Origin of the sequence: Streptomyces sp. NPDC090108, from assembly GCF_044747185.1 — a bacterium.
Classification (GTDB): domain Bacteria; phylum Actinomycetota; class Actinomycetes; order Streptomycetales; family Streptomycetaceae; genus Streptomyces.
The window spans coordinates 1,030,424-1,046,858 of the sequence record NZ_JBIVDQ010000003.1 but is presented as its reverse complement, the minus strand read 5'-3'; the positions used below and the strand labels follow the sequence as shown (position 1 = coordinate 1,046,858).

Annotated in this window: 16 protein-coding genes, 1 pseudogene and 1 riboswitch; of the genes and pseudogenes, 9 read left to right on the top strand and 8 right to left on the bottom strand. The window is 70.5% G+C overall.

The window, feature by feature from the left end:
- Positions 1-146: 146 nt before the first annotated feature.
- The 6 genes from ACIPRD_RS14865 to ACIPRD_RS14840 all read right to left on the bottom strand — a co-directional run bounded on the left by ACIPRD_RS14865 (position 147) and on the right by ACIPRD_RS14840 (position 5,829).
- Positions 147-1,217: a protein kinase family protein gene (locus tag ACIPRD_RS14865; protein ID WP_401563096.1), complete on the bottom strand. Its 1,071-nt coding sequence runs from the start codon at positions 1,215-1,217 to the stop codon at positions 147-149.
- A 264-nt stretch (positions 1,218-1,481) separates the two neighbouring features.
- The gene (locus tag ACIPRD_RS14860; RefSeq protein WP_401563199.1) at positions 1,482-2,207 is read right to left on the bottom strand and encodes a GNAT family N-acetyltransferase; all 726 of its coding nucleotides are present in this window, start codon (positions 2,205-2,207) and stop codon (positions 1,482-1,484) included.
- Between the two features lie 88 nt (positions 2,208-2,295).
- On the bottom strand, positions 2,296-3,321 hold the full coding sequence (locus tag ACIPRD_RS14855) for a transporter substrate-binding domain-containing protein (protein WP_401563094.1): 1,026 nt from the start codon (positions 3,319-3,321) through the stop codon (positions 2,296-2,298).
- Positions 3,322-3,382: 61 nt separating this feature from the next.
- Positions 3,383-4,180, bottom strand: a complete 798-nt coding sequence (locus ACIPRD_RS14850) for an amino acid ABC transporter ATP-binding protein (protein ID WP_401563092.1) — start codon at positions 4,178-4,180, stop codon at positions 3,383-3,385.
- On the bottom strand, positions 4,177-5,157 hold the full coding sequence (locus ACIPRD_RS14845) for an amino acid ABC transporter permease (protein WP_401563091.1): 981 nt from the start codon (positions 5,155-5,157) through the stop codon (positions 4,177-4,179). Before ACIPRD_RS14845 ends, ACIPRD_RS14850 begins: the two co-directional genes overlap by 4 nt.
- A gap of 324 nt (positions 5,158-5,481) precedes the next feature.
- A riboswitch (SAM riboswitch) is annotated at positions 5,482-5,590 on the bottom strand.
- A gap of 38 nt (positions 5,591-5,628) precedes the next feature.
- On the bottom strand, positions 5,629-5,829 hold the full coding sequence (locus ACIPRD_RS14840) for a hypothetical protein (RefSeq protein WP_401563089.1): 201 nt from the start codon (positions 5,827-5,829) through the stop codon (positions 5,629-5,631).
- 302 nt (positions 5,830-6,131) lie between these two features.
- Between ACIPRD_RS14840 and ACIPRD_RS14835 the strand changes: the two genes are divergently transcribed.
- From ACIPRD_RS14835 to ACIPRD_RS14815, 5 genes and pseudogenes are all read left to right on the top strand, one after another.
- Entirely contained in the window at positions 6,132-7,238 is a 1,107-nt protein-coding gene (locus ACIPRD_RS14835) for an LLM class flavin-dependent oxidoreductase (RefSeq protein ID WP_401563087.1), read from the top strand.
- Complete coding sequence (locus ACIPRD_RS14830; RefSeq protein WP_401563085.1) at positions 7,235-8,635, top strand: NtaA/DmoA family FMN-dependent monooxygenase; 1,401 nt, start codon at positions 7,235-7,237, stop codon at positions 8,633-8,635. The genes ACIPRD_RS14835 and ACIPRD_RS14830 overlap by 4 nt, the downstream gene beginning before the upstream one ends.
- Positions 8,636-9,062: 427 nt before the next feature.
- On the top strand, positions 9,063-9,887 hold the full coding sequence (locus ACIPRD_RS14825; protein WP_401563084.1) for a DUF1684 domain-containing protein: 825 nt from the start codon (positions 9,063-9,065) through the stop codon (positions 9,885-9,887).
- A gap of 306 nt (positions 9,888-10,193) precedes the next feature.
- Positions 10,194-10,763 carry a lytic transglycosylase domain-containing protein gene (locus ACIPRD_RS14820; RefSeq protein ID WP_356403250.1) on the top strand — a complete coding sequence of 190 codons (570 nt, stop codon included), beginning with the start codon at positions 10,194-10,196 and terminating at the stop codon, positions 10,761-10,763.
- A 277-nt stretch (positions 10,764-11,040) separates the two neighbouring features.
- Positions 11,041-11,572: pseudogene (locus ACIPRD_RS14815) on the top strand (IS21 family transposase); the annotation flags it as partial.
- Between the two features lie 46 nt (positions 11,573-11,618).
- Here ACIPRD_RS14815 and ACIPRD_RS14810 read toward each other — a convergent pair.
- Together ACIPRD_RS14810 and ACIPRD_RS14805 are read right to left on the bottom strand one after the other, a co-directional pair.
- Entirely contained in the window at positions 11,619-12,149 is a 531-nt protein-coding gene (locus ACIPRD_RS14810) for a DUF6985 domain-containing protein (RefSeq protein WP_401563083.1), read from the bottom strand.
- A 231-nt stretch (positions 12,150-12,380) separates the two neighbouring features.
- Positions 12,381-13,082, bottom strand: a complete 702-nt coding sequence (locus ACIPRD_RS14805) for a hypothetical protein (protein ID WP_401563082.1) — start codon at positions 13,080-13,082, stop codon at positions 12,381-12,383.
- A 315-nt stretch (positions 13,083-13,397) separates the two neighbouring features.
- Here ACIPRD_RS14805 and ACIPRD_RS14800 point away from each other — a divergent pair, with 315 nt between their 5' ends.
- From ACIPRD_RS14800 to ACIPRD_RS14785, 4 genes are all read left to right on the top strand, one after another.
- Complete coding sequence (locus tag ACIPRD_RS14800; RefSeq protein WP_356403262.1) at positions 13,398-14,162, top strand: HipA family kinase; 765 nt, start codon at positions 13,398-13,400, stop codon at positions 14,160-14,162.
- A complete protein-coding gene (locus ACIPRD_RS14795; protein ID WP_356403265.1) occupies positions 14,159-14,608 on the top strand; it encodes a DUF3037 domain-containing protein in 450 nt (149 codons plus the stop codon). Before ACIPRD_RS14800 ends, ACIPRD_RS14795 begins: the two co-directional genes overlap by 4 nt.
- 126 nt (positions 14,609-14,734) lie before the next feature.
- The gene (gene fabG / locus ACIPRD_RS14790) at positions 14,735-15,496 is read left to right on the top strand and encodes a 3-oxoacyl-ACP reductase FabG (protein WP_356403268.1); all 762 of its coding nucleotides are present in this window, start codon (positions 14,735-14,737) and stop codon (positions 15,494-15,496) included.
- Positions 15,497-15,531: 35 nt separating this feature from the next.
- Entirely contained in the window at positions 15,532-16,293 is a 762-nt protein-coding gene (locus ACIPRD_RS14785; RefSeq protein WP_401563080.1) for an SDR family oxidoreductase, read from the top strand.
- Positions 16,294-16,435: the final 142 nt, after the last annotated feature.

The window sequence follows — 16,435 nt, the reverse complement described above, 5'->3', positions numbered from 1 at the left end:
CCACCCGCATCCCCATGGTGTTCGACGCGGTGCGGTCGGAACCCGGAACCGCTACGCGGAAAGCTGGTCCGACCGGTCGACCGGGGCCGGCTGCGCAAGCCGGCCTACGGTCGGTTCACCGCACGCCTGTGACCGGCGGCTGCTGATCACGTACTTCGCCCCATCCGACGGATCGTTGCCAGCGGATGGGGCGCGGCTCGGCTCACCTGCCGAAACGCGCGAGAGAAGTCGCCCATCACCGCTGCGACGGGTGCGTGACGCACAAGGAGCGCCGCGACCGACGCGGGAACCCCCTCCGGGGCCACCCCTTGGGCGCACGCATTCAGAAACGTTCTGCGTTCGTCCGGTGTGTATCCGTAGAGAGCGACGGCGAGCCAGTTCACCAGGTGGGTGACGGCGTAGTACTGGTCGTAGGTGCGGTGCTGGTCGAAGAAGTCGGCCTCGTCCCGTGTGAGGTCGAAGCGTGAGGAGAGCGCGAGGCCGTAGTCGGTGAAGAAGAGCCGCCGGCCGTCGGTGAGGATGTTCTCGAAGTGGGCGTCGAAGTGCAGAAGCCCGCGAGCGTTCATGAACGCGACACCGGCTTTCAGCTCGTTGTCGACCATGGCGCAGGCCCGCTCGGCCGCCTCGTCGCCGGCCTTGATCCGGACGCCCAGCCAGTCGTGCAGGTTCTGCGGGATGTACTCCAGGAACAGCACAAGGCGGGCCGTGGAATGCCGGAGACCTTCGATTCGCCGGCGTACCGCTGATTCGCCTCCCCAGTAGGCGACAGCCCGGTCCACATCGGCCAGTTCCTCGGGCAGTGGCCGGCCGGAGTCCGGGATCACCCGCCAGTGGTACATCAGGGGAAAGCCCTCGTGGTCTCCCGCAACCACCCAGTTCGTCGTCATGGTCTGCGCGGCCAACTCGCGCCAGGCGCCGAACCCCGGGCTGCCGATGGTGCCCATGCCGTAGTGGCAAAAGGCCGGGAGTCCGAACAGGTTCGCGGTGGAGTGGACATGCTCCGGCCGGCGCTCCAGATCGGTCAGCCGTAGCTGTTTGACGAAGACCTGGGTTCCCTCGACCTCCAGCAGGACCGTCTTCCCGCCGATGCCCGACCCCAGCGGTGCGCGGGCGTCCACCAACTCGCGCAGACTGCGGTCACTGCGCAGGGCCAGCCATGTGGAGACGGCCCCGTGGGCGGCAAGACGAGCATCGCGGGACAGGTCAGGACCCTTCACTCACGCCTCCAACCGTGCCCCGCTTCTTGTTCGACGGCTCCAGCAGACACCGGGACGGGGAACAGGGACAACCCTCCTTCTGGCCGTGCTGCGTCACGACCGACGCCCGGCCCGACAGGGCCGGCGGCAACGGCGTGTCCGAGTCCACCGCCCGCCGCCGGCGCGACGAGCTGATCGGCCCGCTCGCCGCGCAAGTCCCACGCCTGGACCGTGCTGTGAAGAAGGTCAGCAAGCAGGGCGGGGAGATCCTGATCGACGGCACGGCTATGCCGTTGCTTCCAGAGCGGCGGCGCCGGTGTGCCGGACGAGTGAGAAGACGGTACGGCGGCGCAGGGTGAACCCGATCGACTCGTACAGCCGGATGGCGTTCGCGTTGGTGGCCGCGGCGTGCAGGAAGGGGCGTTCGCCTCGCTCCCTGATGCCGGCGGCGACCGCGCGGACCAAGCGGGTGGCCAGACCCCGGCCGCGGTGGGCGGGGTCGGTGCACACGGCGCTGATCTCCGTCCAGCCCGGCGGGTGCAGCCGCTCGCCGGCCAGGGCGATCAGCCGCCCCTGGTGGCGGATGCCGAGGTAGGTGCCCAGCTCGACGGTGCGGGGCAGATAGGGGCCCGGCTCGGTACGGGCGACCAGGTCCAGGATCTCGGGCACGTCGCCGGGGCCGAGCCGTACGGTCTCGGGGTCGGGTTCGGCGCGCAGGGAGGTGTCCACGAGCTGGACGCCGTGTCCGGTGCGCACGACCTCCCAGCCCACCGCTGCCTCGGTCACGCCCCGCACCGCGGCGGTACCGCCGGGGCCTATGAGTGCGGCGAGATCGGCCCAGGCGCGCGGGTCGTGCTCGTCGGAGAGGGCGTGGAAGGGTGCGACGTCCTGCTGGTAGCGGGCGGCGCGGCCGATTCGTTCGGCGAAGCGGGCGTGGGGGCCGGTGAGCGCGGCCCAGGCGGGATTGTCCAGGATGTGCGAGGAGCTCGCGTCGATGCTGGTGACGGACATGGTGTGGCGGTCTCCGGGGTGCGGCTCAGGGTGTCCGGCGCGCGGGGACTCCAGCGCGAGGCGGCGGTGGAGTCCGGTCACGCGATGGTCAGGAGTTGTCGAGGGGCAGTCCGGGCGGGTTGACCTCGGACTTGGTGACGGCCTCGTCGGAGAGGTCGTAGGCCTTGAGCCACTGGGCGTATTGGCCGTTCTCGATCAGGTAGTCGATGGCATGCGCGAGGGGCTCGGCGAGGCCGCTGCCCTTCTTCGCGGTGGCCGCGATCAGGCCCTGCAGGCCGGCGCCTGCGCCGGAGTAGGTACCCGCGGTGCGGGTCGCGCTGGGCGTGCCGGCGGTCTGCCTGTTGTGGTAGGCGAAGCCGGGGTTGGGGCCGAAGGAGGCGTCGATCTTTCCACTGTTCAGCGCCAGGAAGGTGCTGGTGCTGTCCTGGAAGTGCTTGACGGTGACCTTCTTGCCCTCCTTGGCCAGCTTCGACTGCCATTCGAGGAGGATCTTCTCCTGGTTGGTGCCGGAGCCGACGGCGATCGTCCTGCCGGCGAGGTTCTCGTAGTTGCCGTCGAAGTTCCAGGTGCTCTTCTTCGGCACGATGAAGGCGAGGTTGTCCTGGCGGTAGGAGGCGAACTCGTACTTCTTCTTGCGTTCCTCGGTGTCGGTGATGTTGGAGAGCGCGACGTCGACCTTGCCGCTGTCGATGCCGACGAACATGTTCTCCCAGGTGGAGTTCTTGATGTCCGGCTTGAGGCCGAAGACCGCGGCGAGCAGGCGGGCGAGGTCGGGCTCGGAGCCGGTGAGGGTCTTCTGGTCGCTGCCCACGTAGGCCAGCGGGGGGAACCCGGCGGGCAGCGCGCCCTCGCCGATGACGAGCTTGCCGCTCTTCTTGACGGAGTCGGGCAGTTCGGCGCTGATCGACTTGACCTCGGAGACCTTGATGGCGGTCTGGGTGGCGGCGCCGTTGGAGACCCGGCCGACGACGACCTCCCCGGACTTGGCATTGCCGGTGGTGGTGGCCGCGTCGCTGTTGCCACCGCAGGCGGCGAGCCCGGTGGTGAGGGAAGCGACGGCGGTCGCCGCGGTGATGCCTCTGATCAGGCTGCGTCGGGTGGCGTGAGCAGACATGGCCGTTCCTTGTCGCTGAAGGTGATGAGGATGGCGTGGGGGAGTCGAGAAGTGCGGCGGGTCAGAGGACCTTGCTGAGGAAGTCCCTGGTCCGTTCGTGCTGGGGGTTGTGGAGGACCTCGGAGGGCGGGCCCTGCTCGATGATCTTGCCGGCGTCGATGAAGACGACCCGGTCGGCGATCTCGCGGGCGAAGCCGATCTCGTGGGTGACGATGACGAGCGTGGTGCCGTCGGCCGCCAGGTCCTTGATGACGGAGAGGACTTCGCCGACGAGTTCCGGGTCGAGGGCGGAGGTGGGTTCGTCGAAAAGGATCACGCCGGGGCGCAGGGCGAGGGCTCGGGCGATGGCGACGCGTTGCTGCTGGCCGCCGGAGAGCCGGCGCGGGTAGACGCCGGCCTTGTCGGCGAGGCCGACCCGGCCGAGAAGTTCGAGGGCGAGTTCCCGAGCCTCCGGCCTGGTCAGCTTGCCGGTGGCGACGGGAGCGGCGGCCACGTTGTCCAGGACGGTCAGGTGCGGGAAGAGGTTGAAGTTCTGGAAGACGAAGCCGATCCGTCCGCGCTGGGTGAGGATGGCGCGCTCGCTCAGCTCCTTGAGCCTCTCCCCCTGCCGCTTCACGCCGATCGGCTCGCCGTTGATGCTGACGTAGCCGATCTCGGGCTTCTCCAGGTGGTTGATGACCCGCAGCAGAGTGGACTTTCCGGAGCCGGAGGGTCCGAGGATCACGGTGACCTCGCCGGGGCGGACGGTCAGGTCGATGCCTTCCAGCACCCGTTGGGTGCCGTACCACTTGTGCACGTCGTGGACCTCGACGGTGGCGGCCTTGACGTCCGCCACGGCCTTGATGGTGTCGGTGGTCATACGGCGGCCTCCCGGCGGATGCGGGCCCGCAGGCCGGTGAGCCCGGTGCGGAGCGTCTGCAGCGGTGTCGGTGGCAGGTTGCGGGTGGCACCGCGGGCGTAGTGCCGCTCGACGTAGAACTGGAGGACGGAGACGACGCTGGTCAGGATCAGGTACCAGACGGTGACGACCAGCAGCAGTGGCACGATGTCGCCGGGGTAGGTGGAGCCCATGGTCTGGGCGGTGCCGAAGAGGTCGAGCAGCGAGACGTAGAAGACCAGCGAGGTGCCCTTGATCAGGCCGATGAGCTGGTTGACGTAGTTCGGGATGATCGAGCGCAGCGCCTGCGGAAAGACGATCTTCCGGAACTGGTAGCCCTTCGGCAGGCCGAGCGCCGCGGCCGCCTCGTGCTGGCCCTGGTCGACGGAGAGGATGCCGCCGCGGACGACCTCGGCCGCGTAGGCGGCCTCGTTGAGGCTGAGGCCGATGACGGCGACGACCATGTCGGTGGCGAGTTTCGACTCGTCGAAGGAGAAGAAGGCCGGACCGAAGGGAACGCCGACGCTCAACGTCTTGTACAGAGCGCTGAAGTTGTAGAGGAAGAGCAGGACCACGATGAGCGGGATGGCGCGCAGCGCCCAGACATAGGTCCAGCTGACCGCGCGCAGCACCGGGCTCTTCGACAGCCGGGCCAGGGCGAGCACGACACCGCCGATCAGACCGAGCACCGCGCTGTAGGCGGTGACTTCGAGGGTGATCACGAGACCGTCGATGATCGTGGGGCGCAGGAACCAGTAGCCCCAGCGGTCCCACTGGTAGAAGGGGTTGGAGACCAGTCCGTGCACGAACTGGGCGATCAGGACGAGCACCACCACGGTGGCGATCCAGCGTCCGGGGCGCCGCAGCGGCAGAACTCGCTGGGCGGTGAGGGCTTTCGATGGCTGGTCGGCGGTCGGCGCTTCGGGGAGGGTGACGGTGGCGCCAGGGGGTTCACTCATGCTGGGCTCCGGCTGGGTGGGCACACCCCGGACGCGCGGCGGCATGCGAGGGCGCACACGACGGCGGGATACCGGGGGCGGGGAGGACAACGGCGCACCGCGGACGCGGTGTTCGTCAGAGATCGCGGGGGCTGCGGGGAGCTGTCAGCCCCGGCAGCGGGCACAGCCCGGTGCGGTACACAGCGCGCTGTTCACGCGGAGCAGATCGACGGCGCGATCGGCGACGAGAAGGCTCGAGTACGGCCGAACGCAGTCCTGAGGGCGGCGCCTGGCCGTCCCGGGAACTGCGTACATGGCGTCACCATCACTGTTCCGGCCCTGTGGACCTCGCGCTTACCGAAACGTCTTCGGTCCGGTCCTCACCTGGGGCACCCCACCGCGGCGCGAGGGTTGCCGGTCAGCAAGCCAGGGCTTGTCGCTGACACTCATGACCGTTCTGGGCCGTAGTTAAGACAGCTGCCCGAACGAATGTCAACGCCGGTCCACCAGATGGAACGGCCGACGGGTGGTGCGGGCCGCCCGGTCCGCGATCCGCACGGCCGCTCCGGCGGCTTCCAGGCCCTGACCGCAGGCGTGGTGACGGCGCTCGACGCCCTGCACGCACATCCGCACCGGGCGCGGCCCGTCTCCATGGGCCGGATCGGAGCGAACCCGGAAGGATGCTTCGGCCATCGGTCCCACCGGGTGAGGCACCCCTGCTCCCGTGGTCGCCCTTGACATCCACAGGGGCGCCCGACATACGTTGAACGGGCAAGCTGCCGGCAGGTGGAGGCTCCGATGCACGTACAGGGTGCGGCACCACAGGGTGCGTGCTCTGGTGCGCGGCTGATCACCCGGCGGCACGTCGACTACTGCCGCACCTCCTCCGCCGTCTGTCCTTCCGTACACGCCTGACCTCTGCCGGCCGATCCCACCGGCTGTCTCGTCGTGGCCCTGTGGCCGCGAGTCGTCGTGTTTCCCGGAAGGAACCCCCATTGTCCGGCCCCGCCCTGCACCTTGCCGTCGAGCTCGACGGCGACGGCGCCCACCCCGCGGCCTGGCGCCGCGCCGCCCACTCACCCGATCAACTGCTCACCCCGCGCCGTCTGGTACGGATCGCCGCCGTCGCCGAGAACGCCGGATTCACCCTGATCACCCTGGACGACGGCGTGCTGCCTCCCGGCGCCGCGAAGGATCCGCTGGGCCGGATCGGCGCGGTCGAGCGAGCGGCCTTCGTCGCGGCGTCCACGAGCGCCATCGGGATCGCGCCCGTCGTCCCGGTGACGTATGCCGAACCCTTCCATGTCTCCGGCCAGTTGGCGTCTCTGGATCACATCTCCGCCGGTCGCGCCGGGTGGGTGGTCACGGAGGAGGAGCGTCCCGAGGCGGCCCGCGCCTGGGGACGCCCGCTGGTCGCCGGCGCCGCAGCGCGGGCCCGAGAGTCACGGGACGGGGTGGAGGTGGCCCGCGCCCTGTGGGACTCGTGGGAGGACGACGCGGTCATCCGGTCCGTGGCCACCAGCCGCTACCTCGACCGCGAACGCCTTCACCACGTCGACTTCAGCGGTGACACGTATGTCGTCAAGGGCCCGGGAATCGTGCCGCGCCCGCCCCAGGGTCAGCTTGTCGTCCTGGGCCGGCCCGACCGGGTTCCGGCCGCACAGCTCGATGTCGCTCTCGTCGAGGGCCGCGACCTCACGTCGGTCACCACGGCCGCCGCCGGCGCCGGTACCCCGCGCGTCTTCGCCGAGGTCGAGGTGGCGCTGGACACCCCGGAGGCGACCGCCGCCGAGCGCGTCGCCGACCTGGAGCGGTACGCGCCGTGGAGGGACCGGGGAAGGCTCCGGCACATCGGTTCCGTAGACCGACTCATCGCGCTTATCGCCGAGTTGGGCCGTCACGTCGACGGCGTACGGCTGCATCCGCTGGTCCTGGACGAGGACCTCACCGTCCTCTCCCGCCTCGTCCTGCCGGCTCTCTCCGCGCAGCGTCTCGTCGCCCGCCCGCTGCCCGGTACGTCCCTGCGCTCGACCCTGGGGCTGGAGCGCCCCGTCAATCGCTTCGCCGCCGCTGCCCCGGCCGGCCAGGAGGACGCCCGATGACCCGCACCGACCCCCTCGACGTCCCCCGTCCGCACGCCCGGCTCCACTTGGGCGTGTTCTTCCAGGGCGTCAACCACTGGACCGTCTGGTCCGCCCCCGACAGCGGCTCCCAGATCGATCCCGCGTCCTTCCGCCGGGTCGCCCAGACAGCCGAACGCGGCCTGTTCGACGCGTTCTTCCTCGGCGAGGGCCTCAGGCTGCGCGAGGTCGACGGCAGGATCCACGATCTCGACGTGGCCGGACGGCCGGACGCCATCACCCAGCTCACCGCGCTGGCCGCGGTCACCCGCCGCATCGGCCTGGTCTCCACGTCCAACTCCACCTTCAACGAGCCCGCGGATCTGGCCCGCCGCCTCTCCGGCCTGGACCTGCTCTCCGACGGCCGCGCCGGCTGGAACGTGGTGACCACGGACAACGCCTGGACCGGCGCGAACTTCCGCCGTGGCGGCTACCTCGACCACGCCGACCGCTACCGGCGTGCCGAGGAGTTCCTCACCGTGGCCCGCGCCCTGTGGGACGGCTGGGCGGACGCCGCCGTCGCGGACTCGGCCGAAGCGACCGCCTGGTCGGCCCCTGGTGCCGTACGTCAAGTGCGCTTCAAGGGAACGCATTTCGACGTCGACCTGGCTCCGACCCTGCCGCGCAGCACCCAGGGGCACCCGGTGATCTTCCAGGCCGGGGATTCCGGCGAAGGACGCGACTTCGCCGCCCGCAACGCCGACGTGATCTTCTCCGCGCACGGCACCGACTTCGACGACGCGCTGGCCTTCGCGGACGACATCCGGCGCCGGCTGCGCGCGGTCGGGCGGCCGGACGACGATCTGCGGATCCTGCCCGGCACCGAGATCATCATTGGCGCCACCGAGAAGGAGGCCCAGGAGAAGAAGCGGTGGATCCGGCTCCAGCAGGTCACCCCGGCCACGGCCTTGGGGATCGCCGGGCTGCTGTGGGGCATCGACCTGTCCGGCCGCGACGCGGACGGTCCGCTGCCGAAGGAGGATCCGGTCGTCAGCGAGAACGACGGCTCCTTCGGTGCCCGGCGCATCGCCGACCCCCGCGCCGTCGTGGCCGAATGGCGGGCGAAGGCGGAGGCGCACGGCTGGTCGCTGCGCGAGACGGTCATCGCGCTCGGCCCGCAGCGCGGGCACGTCGGCACCCCGTCCGGTCTGGCCGACAAGTTCACCCGCTTCGTACGGCACGGCGCGATCGACGGCTTCAACGTCACGCCGTACCTGATCCCCGACGGCCTCGACGACATCGTCGACCTGCTCGTCCCGGAACTGCAGGAACGGGGCATATACCGCACCGAATACACCGGCACCACCCTGCGCGAGAACCTCGGCCTGCGCGCACCGCTCACCCACCGGTCCGCACCGGACCGACGGCAGGCGGGCTGAGCCCCAGGGCCGCCCCTTCCACTCATGTCCGAGTACACATGGCTGACAAGAAGCTGTCACACGCGGGCCGGAATGCGGGTCCGGCCGAAGCCCGTTCCGACTGAAGCCCGTTCCGACCGACATGACTGTGGGAGCAGCGCTCAACGCGTCCGACGCACCGAACCAGGTCGATGGCACGTCCGACTCGCCTGCGAAGCAGCGGAGTTCGGTCTTACGTCGGCCTGGTTCGGGCAGAATCTCGGGCGCGGACTCACCCCGGCTCGCGTCAATCGTCGGGCGCGAAGTGCCCGCGCGAGGTCGCGGGAGAAGCAGACCGCCGACGCGCCTGGCGACTCCTCGGCAAACCGGCGGCCCGGCTGCACCCGCCGGCCCGACAACCCCTTGCATCCCCTACCCCGAGGCACATCCGGCACAAAGGAGATTCCCCATGACCACAGAGGCCACCACCACGGACCTCCACGCCTTCACCGAGAACTGGCTGGAGTGGTACCGCAGCCAGGAGGCCGGGCTCGCCGCCCCGCACGGATTCCTGGCGATCACCGGCCTGCACTGGCTCGACGACCGGCCCCAGCGCTTCCCGGACGCGCCCGGTGCGTGGCGCACCGGTCCCGAAGGTGTCGTCGTGGACCTCGACGAGGGCGAGGAACTGGTCGTCGACGGGACGCCGGTGCGTGGCGAGCACCGCTTCGGCGTACTTCCCGAGCGCGGCGGCGTCGAAGCCGTCTGGGGAGACGCCGTCATCGAGGTCGCCAAGCGCGGCGGCCAGGACATCGTGCGCCCCCGGCATCCGGACGCGCCGCTGCGCACCGCCTTCACCGGCACGCCCGCCTACGCCCCCGACCCGCGCTGGGCCGTAACCGGCCGGTACATCCCCTTCGACACACCGCGGCCGACCACCGTGGGCGCCGCCGTCGAGGGCCTTGAGCATGTCTACGACGCTCCGGGCAGGGTCGAGTTCGAGCTCGACGGGCGCGCGCTGTCGCTGACCGCATTTCCCGGCCATGGTGCGGGACGGCTGTCGGTGCTGTTCACCGACGCGACCTCCGGGGTCACCACCTACGCCGCCAACCGGTCCCTGGCGCTCGATCCACCCGCCGCCGACGGCACCGTCACCCTGGACTTCAACCGCGCCGCGAACCTGCCCTGCGCCTACACGGACCTGGCCACCTGCCCGCTGCCCCCGGCCGAGAACCGGCTGCCCGTGGCGATCGAGGCCGGCCAGAAGATCCCCCGCGAGCGCGGCGGCTCCTGAGCCGGACGCCCGCGCGCCCCGACTGCTCCGACCAGGCGTCCTGCTATGCCATTGACGCCGACAGCCCTGCCCGAAGCCGCAGTCCCGGTCCGCCGGACAGGCCCCGGATGCAGCCGCAGTCCCGGTCCGCCGGACAGGCCCCGGATGCAGCCTGACCGGGATCGCTCGCAAGGGGCCGCTGCTGCGGGAGCGGGATTGGGAGCGGTCCCGCCGGGCACGTGAGGATCAGGACGGCGGGTGTGCCGCCGCCGACCGCCCGGGCGGTGGCAGGGAAAGGCTGTGCGGATGGGCAGGAGAACGACGCCGGTGGCGGGGGAACATGACGGGGCCGCCCCGAAACCCCCGCTGCTGCCCCGGGCCTACGACCCGGCCGACTACGCCGAGGCCGTGAACCTCGGCGCGCACGAGGCCGGTGTGTCCCCGCTGCTGCTGATGACCGTGCTGCACAACGAGGCGTACAAACCGCACCACCCGTTGCTCGAACGGCTGTGGCAGTGGTGGAAGCCGGGCGCGTCGTTCGGTGTCGCCAACATGCACCGCGCCGCGTTCGAGTCGGTCCGCCGCACGCACGGCCTGACGGAACGCTGGCAGGACCTGCGCGACGACCCCGGGTTCGCCGTGCGTGTGGCGGCTCTGCACCTGAAGGACCTCGACCGCGCCCTCACCGTGCGCCACGTGCGCCGCTACACCCGCGAGGAACTCCTCGCCCTCGGCTACAACGCGGGCGAGCGCAACATGCGGGCGTTCGCGCGGGGCGTCCCGCCGGGCCCCATGGCTCGCTCCTACCTGCGGCGCTTCCGCTCCCACCGGAGCCGGGCCGCCGAAGCCCTCGCCGAGGCCGGCCGACCGCACGCCGCCGGCACGGGGAACGGCTAGGGCCGTTCCTCCGGATCTTGCCGGTCGCGGGGTGGCTGTGAGGCGCAGTAGGCCGGCCCGGCCTGATCCGGAAGAAGGGTCCTACTCGGTGCGGGCGTACCGGAGGCCGGTGACCGGAACACCCCCGCAGGCGTGGGGGTGTTCCGCCCTTCGGGCCGGCGAGCCGGGTCCTCATCGGGTCCTCCCGCAGGCGTGGGGGTGTTCCGCCGCGAGCACCACAGCCTGTTGACGCTCCCGCAGAACCAACCCCGTAGCGCCCCCGCATCGAGCGGACGGTGTGCCCGTCAAGGAGATCGCGCGGCGGCTGGGGGTGGCTCGGAACACGGTCCGGGTCGCGCTGAACTCCGACCGCCCGCGGAAGTTCGAACGGGCTCCGCGAGGCCAGGCCGCGGACGCCTACGAGTCGTAGATACGGGCCCTGCTACAGGAATGGCCCAGGATGCCGGCGCCGGTGATCGCCGAGCGGATCGGCCGGCCGTACTCGTCGCCGCCGCCGCGCAAGCGGCTCGCACTGATCCGCCCGGAGTGTGTCGGGATCGATCTGGTCGGCCGGGTTGTTTACGAGCCTGGCCGGATCGCCCAGTGCGATCTGTGGTTCCCGGAGACGAAGGTGCAGGTCGGGTCGGGACAGCAGCGGATCCTGCCGGTACTGGCCGAAGACGCTGGTCCGGGACCGCGAGGCCGCGGGCGGCGGAACCGGGAAGGTCACCGCCCCGGCCGCGGCCTTCGCCGGCACCCTGGCCACCCAGATCAGGCTGGCGCGGCCCCGGGATCCGGAGTGCCGCGGCCCACCAGGCCGGCCGCGTGGAGGGGGAGCCGAGGAGAACCGGTGAGGCCGAGCATCAGCAGGGTCCCTCAGCCGAACCGGTGGTAGACGACGTGAGCGAGATCCGCACGGTCGAAGGCGGAGACGTTGGTGAGGTGACTGTCGAACGGCCCTACCTTCGACACCGAGGAGCCGCGGCGGAAGACGATCTGGAGACCGTGCTCGGGCTCCCAATCGCACTCACATTCCACGGAGACATACACCTGCCGGTCGCCGTGGGCATCCTCCCGCTGGACCGACACCTCACCTCCGAGCCGGACATGTGACCAGACGTCGTCCGGGCCGGCGATGGACACGAAGTCCTCATCGCCGCCCACCTCGGTTTTCGCATCCAGGTAGTACTGGAAGACCGGCCCTGACGCGGACCTCAGAGCCGACTCGTCAAGTCCTGCGAACGCGCTGATGGCCGTCCCGAAGTCGACCTTCGCGTGGTCATCGTCATAGCCGACGACGACGAACCGGCACAGGGCGCCCCCGAAGACGGGGACGGGAAGCGGCTGACTCACGTAGTCGCCCAAGTTCGCATCAATGCTCACGGGGCCGAGACCGGGGATCTCCATTTGCGCACTCTACGGGCCTGCGTCGAGAGCTCTGGACGCCTCGGGCGCGCTACGACGCCAGGGATCACTTCTACGGGACTGGTGGGTGGTCAATTCTGCGAGAGCGTTGACAACCCCTATCGACCAACCCTCCACCGCAGCGCTCACTCTTCCAGCCGGCGGTCCGAATCCGTCCGTGCGAGCCAGAGGCCTGCACGGACGGATTCCGTGCGGGCCCCACTTATGGATATGTCAGTTTGTCGGCCTGAGGGGGGTGCCGAGCCGGATGTCCGTCTGGCAGGGCAGATCTTGTTGGTAGGTGGTGGATCCCTGCCGGTACCGGTAGCGGCACTTGGTGAAGGCGCCGCGTATGGGGCCGGTCACTTTGACACGTGCCAGGTAGTAGATGTCCGTCATGTGATGTGCGCGTATCGGGACCGGGTGTCCCGCGTGATCGGGCGCCTCGGCGAGGTCGTCCCCGTCGGCCTTGATGAGGGAGACGCCCACTGGATGTCCGTCGGTGTCGCTGCCGCTGTCAGCGCGATATTCCATGATCCGGATGCCCTGCGGAACGGGGGTGATTTCGGCGTTGAGGACAGTGAGGGCTCGGGAAGACCGGTTGCTCGTCTGAGGGAGGCTCACCCAGTATTCCTGGCCGATCTGGGCGTGCTCGAAGGAGATGTCCATCCGGGTCTGCTCCCCTCCGTCCAAGGCCGATCCCTGGGCCTCGTGCGACCCGAACCCGGTCTGGAGGCCGGTACACGAGGTGAGGACCGCGGCCGTCAAGAGCAGGAGTGCCGTGACTGTGCGCAGGCGAAGGAAGCGGCTGTCGCTTCCTGCCGGGACGCCGGCCTGTCGCAGATCGGTGGTGATCTCAGCGGGCACCTCTGGTGCACAGTCGGTACGGGCCACGGAGTACTGGGGTGACGGCAACGGCGGCAGGTCTCGAATCACGCGAACATCATCCTCGCGCTCCGGCCACGGAAGGAAAGCGGGAGCTGAGTCTGTGGTGACGGCGGCGCGATGGCTCGGGCGCTCCTCCCCGGCTGTCACGCTGGGTTACTATGCTGACTTCGTGCCGGAAGCTGGAGGCAGGCCCGCGCCGCCGTCGACTGACTGCTGGGGAGCGGGGAGGGTGACGGTGTCGGCGGGAACTCCCCAGGTTCTCCCCAGGTTCTCCCCAGGGACGATCGGGGACGTTTCCCCAGGTTCTGTCGCACGGGGGCTGGCCGTGGAATTTGAGGCAAATAGAGCTTGGGGCCTTGGAAGATGCTGAGAGAGGTCGCTGCGACCCGTTACATCACGCCTCTGCGGGAAGGCGGTTCGCTGCCGGGGCTCGTCGAGGGGGACGACCTCGGGACGTACGTCCTGAAGTTCACCGGTGCCGGGCAGGGGCGCAAGACACTGGTCGCCGAGGTCGTCTGCGGCGAACTCGCCCGCCGGCTCGGCTTCCGCATGCCCCGGCTCGTCACCCTGCGACTGGACTCCGTACTGGGGCTCGGTGAGCCCGAGCAGCAGGTGCAGGAGCTGCTGCGGTCCAGCGGCGGCCTCAACCTCGGCATGGACTTCCTCTCCGGGGCCCTCGGCTACGACCCGCTCGCCTTCGAGGTGAGCCCCGAGGAGGCCGGCCGGATCGTCTGGTTCGACGCGCTGATCAACAACGTCGACCGCTCCTGGCGCAACCCCAACCTCCTCGTGCACCGCGGCGAGCTGTGGCTCATCGACCACGGCGCCACCATGATCTGGCACCACAACTGGCCCTCCGTCGAGGCCTCCGCGGCCCGGCCGTACGACGCCTCCGACCACGCCCTCGCACGCTTCGCCCCCGATGTCGCCGCCGCGGCGGCCGAGCTGGCTCCCCGGGTCACCGAGGACCTGCTCGCCGAGGTCACCGCGCAGATCCCCGACGCCTGGCTGGCGGACGAACCCGGCTTCGACACCCCGGACGACCTCCGCCGCGCCTACGCGCGCCCCCTGCTCGCACGGGCCGGCGTCGTCCACGAGCGCATCGACGGCATCCAGGAGAGCAAGTGAGCGAGCGCCACATCCACATGGCCGGACATGTGGCCGAGCGCCACATCACCCGGGCCGGCCAGGGCGGCGACCGGGACGTGTTCGAGTACGCCGTGCTGCGCGTCGTACCCCGCGTCGAGCGCGGCGAGTGCATCAACGCCGGCGTGGTCGTCTACTGCCGGGCGCGCGGCTACGTCGGCGCCCGCACGCACCTCGACGAGGCCCGGCTGCTCGCCCTCGACGCGCAGGCCGACGTGAGCGGGGTGCGCGCCGCGCTCGCCGCGATCGAGCGCCACTGCGCGGGCGGGGAGGAGGCCGGACAGGCCGCCCGCGACGACGCCGGGCGGCGCTACCGCTGGCTGGTCGCGCCGCGCTCCACCGTCGTGCAGCCCGGCCCCGTGCACACCGGGCTGACCGCCGATCCCGTGGCCGAGACCGAGCGGCTCCTGGACCTCCTGGTGAGGTAATGGATCACACCGGCCCGGTGTCCCGTTGACACCGGGTGCCGGGGCTTCTAGCGTCACGGGTGCTGAAGGTACTAAGCGGTCGCTCACCGCGCCGCGGGTTCCACTCAAGGGCGAGGAGAAGCAGGAATGTCCACCACTGAACAGCGGGTCGCGATCGTCACCGGCGCGGCGCGCGGCATCGGCGCTGCCACCGCGGTACGACTGGCCGCCGAGGGTCACGCGGTCGCCGTGGTCGACCTGGACGAGGCCGCCTGCAAGGACACGGTCGAGAAGATCACCGCGGCCGGCGGCAAGGCGATCGCGGTCGGTGCGGACGTCTCCGACGAGGCGCAGGTCGAGGCCGCCGTCGCCCGGATCGCCGAGGAGCTGGGCGCCCCGGTCATCCTCGTCAACAACGCGGGTGTCCTGCGCGACAACCTGCTGTTCAAGATGAGCGCCCTGGACTGGGACACCGTCATGAACGTGCACCTGCGCGGCTCGTTCCTGATGACCAAGGCCGTCCAGAAGCACATGGTGGACGCGGGCTTCGGCCGGATCGTCAACCTGTCCTCCTCCTCGGCGCTCGGCAACCGCGGCCAGGCCAACTACTCGGCCGCCAAGGCGGGTCTGCAGGGCTTCACCAAGACCCTCGCCATCGAGCTGGGCAAGTTCGGCATCACCGCCAACGCCGTCGCCCCCGGCTTCATCGCCACCGAGATGACCAAGGCCACCGCGGACCGCGTCGGCATGGGCTTCGACGACTTCAAGAAGGCCGCCGCCACCCAGATCCCCGTGCAGCGCGTCGGCGAGCCCGAGGACATCGCCAACGCCATCGCGTTCTTCACCGGCGAGGCCGCGGGCTTCGTCTCCGGCCAGGTGCTGTACGTGGCCGGCGGACCGCTGAACTAGGCCATTCGGGAACTCGGGACACGGAGTACACGGACATGACTGAACTCCCGGAGCTTTCCGGCAAGGTCGCCCTCGTCACCGGCGCCAGCCGCGGCATCGGCTACGGCGTCGCCGAGGCGCTGGTCGCCCGCGGTGACCGCGTGGTCATCACCGGACGGGGCGAGGAGGCCCTGAAGGAGGCCGTCGAGCGGCTCGGTGCCGAGCGCGTCATCGGCGTCGCCGGCAAGGCGCACGACCTCGACCACCAGGCGGAGGCCGTCGGCCGCGCCATGGAGGCCTTCGGCCGCGTCGACTACCTGGTCAACAACGCGGGCACCAACCCGGTCTTCGGCCCCATCGCCGACCTGGACCTGGACGTCGCCCGCAAGGTGTTCGAGACCAATGTGGTCTCGGCGCTCGGCTTCGCCCAGAAGACCTGGCACGCCTGGCAGAAGGACAACGGCGGCGCGATCGTCAACATCGCCTCCGTCGCCGGCCTCGCGCCCTCGCCGTTCATCGGCGCCTACGGGGTCAGCAAGGCCGCGATGATCAACCTGACCCAGCAGCTGGCGCACGAGTTCGCGCCGAAGGTGCGGGTCAACGCGATCGCCCCGGCGGTCGTGAAGACCAAGTTCGCCGCCGCCCTCTACGAGGGCCGTGAGGCGGAGGCGGCCGCCGCCTACCCGCTCGGCCGGCTCGGCGTGCCCTCCGACATCGGCGGCGCGGCCGCCTTCCTCACCTCCGAGCAGTCCGACTGGGTCACCGGTCAGACGCTCGTCGTGGACGGCGGCATCTTCCTCAACGCCGGCGTCGCCTGACGGCAACCCCGTCCGGTCGCACAGGCCGTCCTCTCCGGGCGCCGTTCCCCCGCGGAACGGCGCCCGGAGCGTGTTGCGGGGGCCGGAGCGCCTTGCGGGGACCGGGCTCCGCGATGACAACGTCGTCATCGCGCCGACCGTC

Bases quoted from the DNA above. Each gene is read 5' to 3' on its own strand.
- ACIPRD_RS14785 (WP_401563080.1), top strand. From the start codon at position 15,532: ATGACTGAACTCCCGGAGCTTTCCGGCAAGGTCGCCCTCGTCACCGGC.
- ACIPRD_RS14850 (WP_401563092.1), bottom strand. From the start codon at position 4,180: ATGACCACCGACACCATCAAGGCCGTGGCGGACGTCAAGGCCGCCACC.
- ACIPRD_RS14830 (WP_401563085.1), top strand. From the start codon at position 7,235: ATGACCCGCACCGACCCCCTCGACGTCCCCCGTCCGCACGCCCGGCTC.
- fabG (WP_356403268.1), top strand. From the start codon at position 14,735: ATGTCCACCACTGAACAGCGGGTCGCGATCGTCACCGGCGCGGCGCGC.
- ACIPRD_RS14825 (WP_401563084.1), top strand. From the start codon at position 9,063: ATGACCACAGAGGCCACCACCACGGACCTCCACGCCTTCACCGAGAAC.
- ACIPRD_RS14860 (WP_401563199.1), bottom strand. From the start codon at position 2,207: ATGTCCGTCACCAGCATCGACGCGAGCTCCTCGCACATCCTGGACAAT.
- ACIPRD_RS14855 (WP_401563094.1), bottom strand. From the start codon at position 3,321: ATGTCTGCTCACGCCACCCGACGCAGCCTGATCAGAGGCATCACCGCG.
- ACIPRD_RS14810 (WP_401563083.1), bottom strand. From the start codon at position 12,149: ATGGAGATCCCCGGTCTCGGCCCCGTGAGCATTGATGCGAACTTGGGC.
- ACIPRD_RS14845 (WP_401563091.1), bottom strand. From the start codon at position 5,157: ATGAGTGAACCCCCTGGCGCCACCGTCACCCTCCCCGAAGCGCCGACC.
- ACIPRD_RS14840 (WP_401563089.1), bottom strand. From the start codon at position 5,829: ATGGCCGAAGCATCCTTCCGGGTTCGCTCCGATCCGGCCCATGGAGAC.
- ACIPRD_RS14800 (WP_356403262.1), top strand. From the start codon at position 13,398: ATGCTGAGAGAGGTCGCTGCGACCCGTTACATCACGCCTCTGCGGGAA.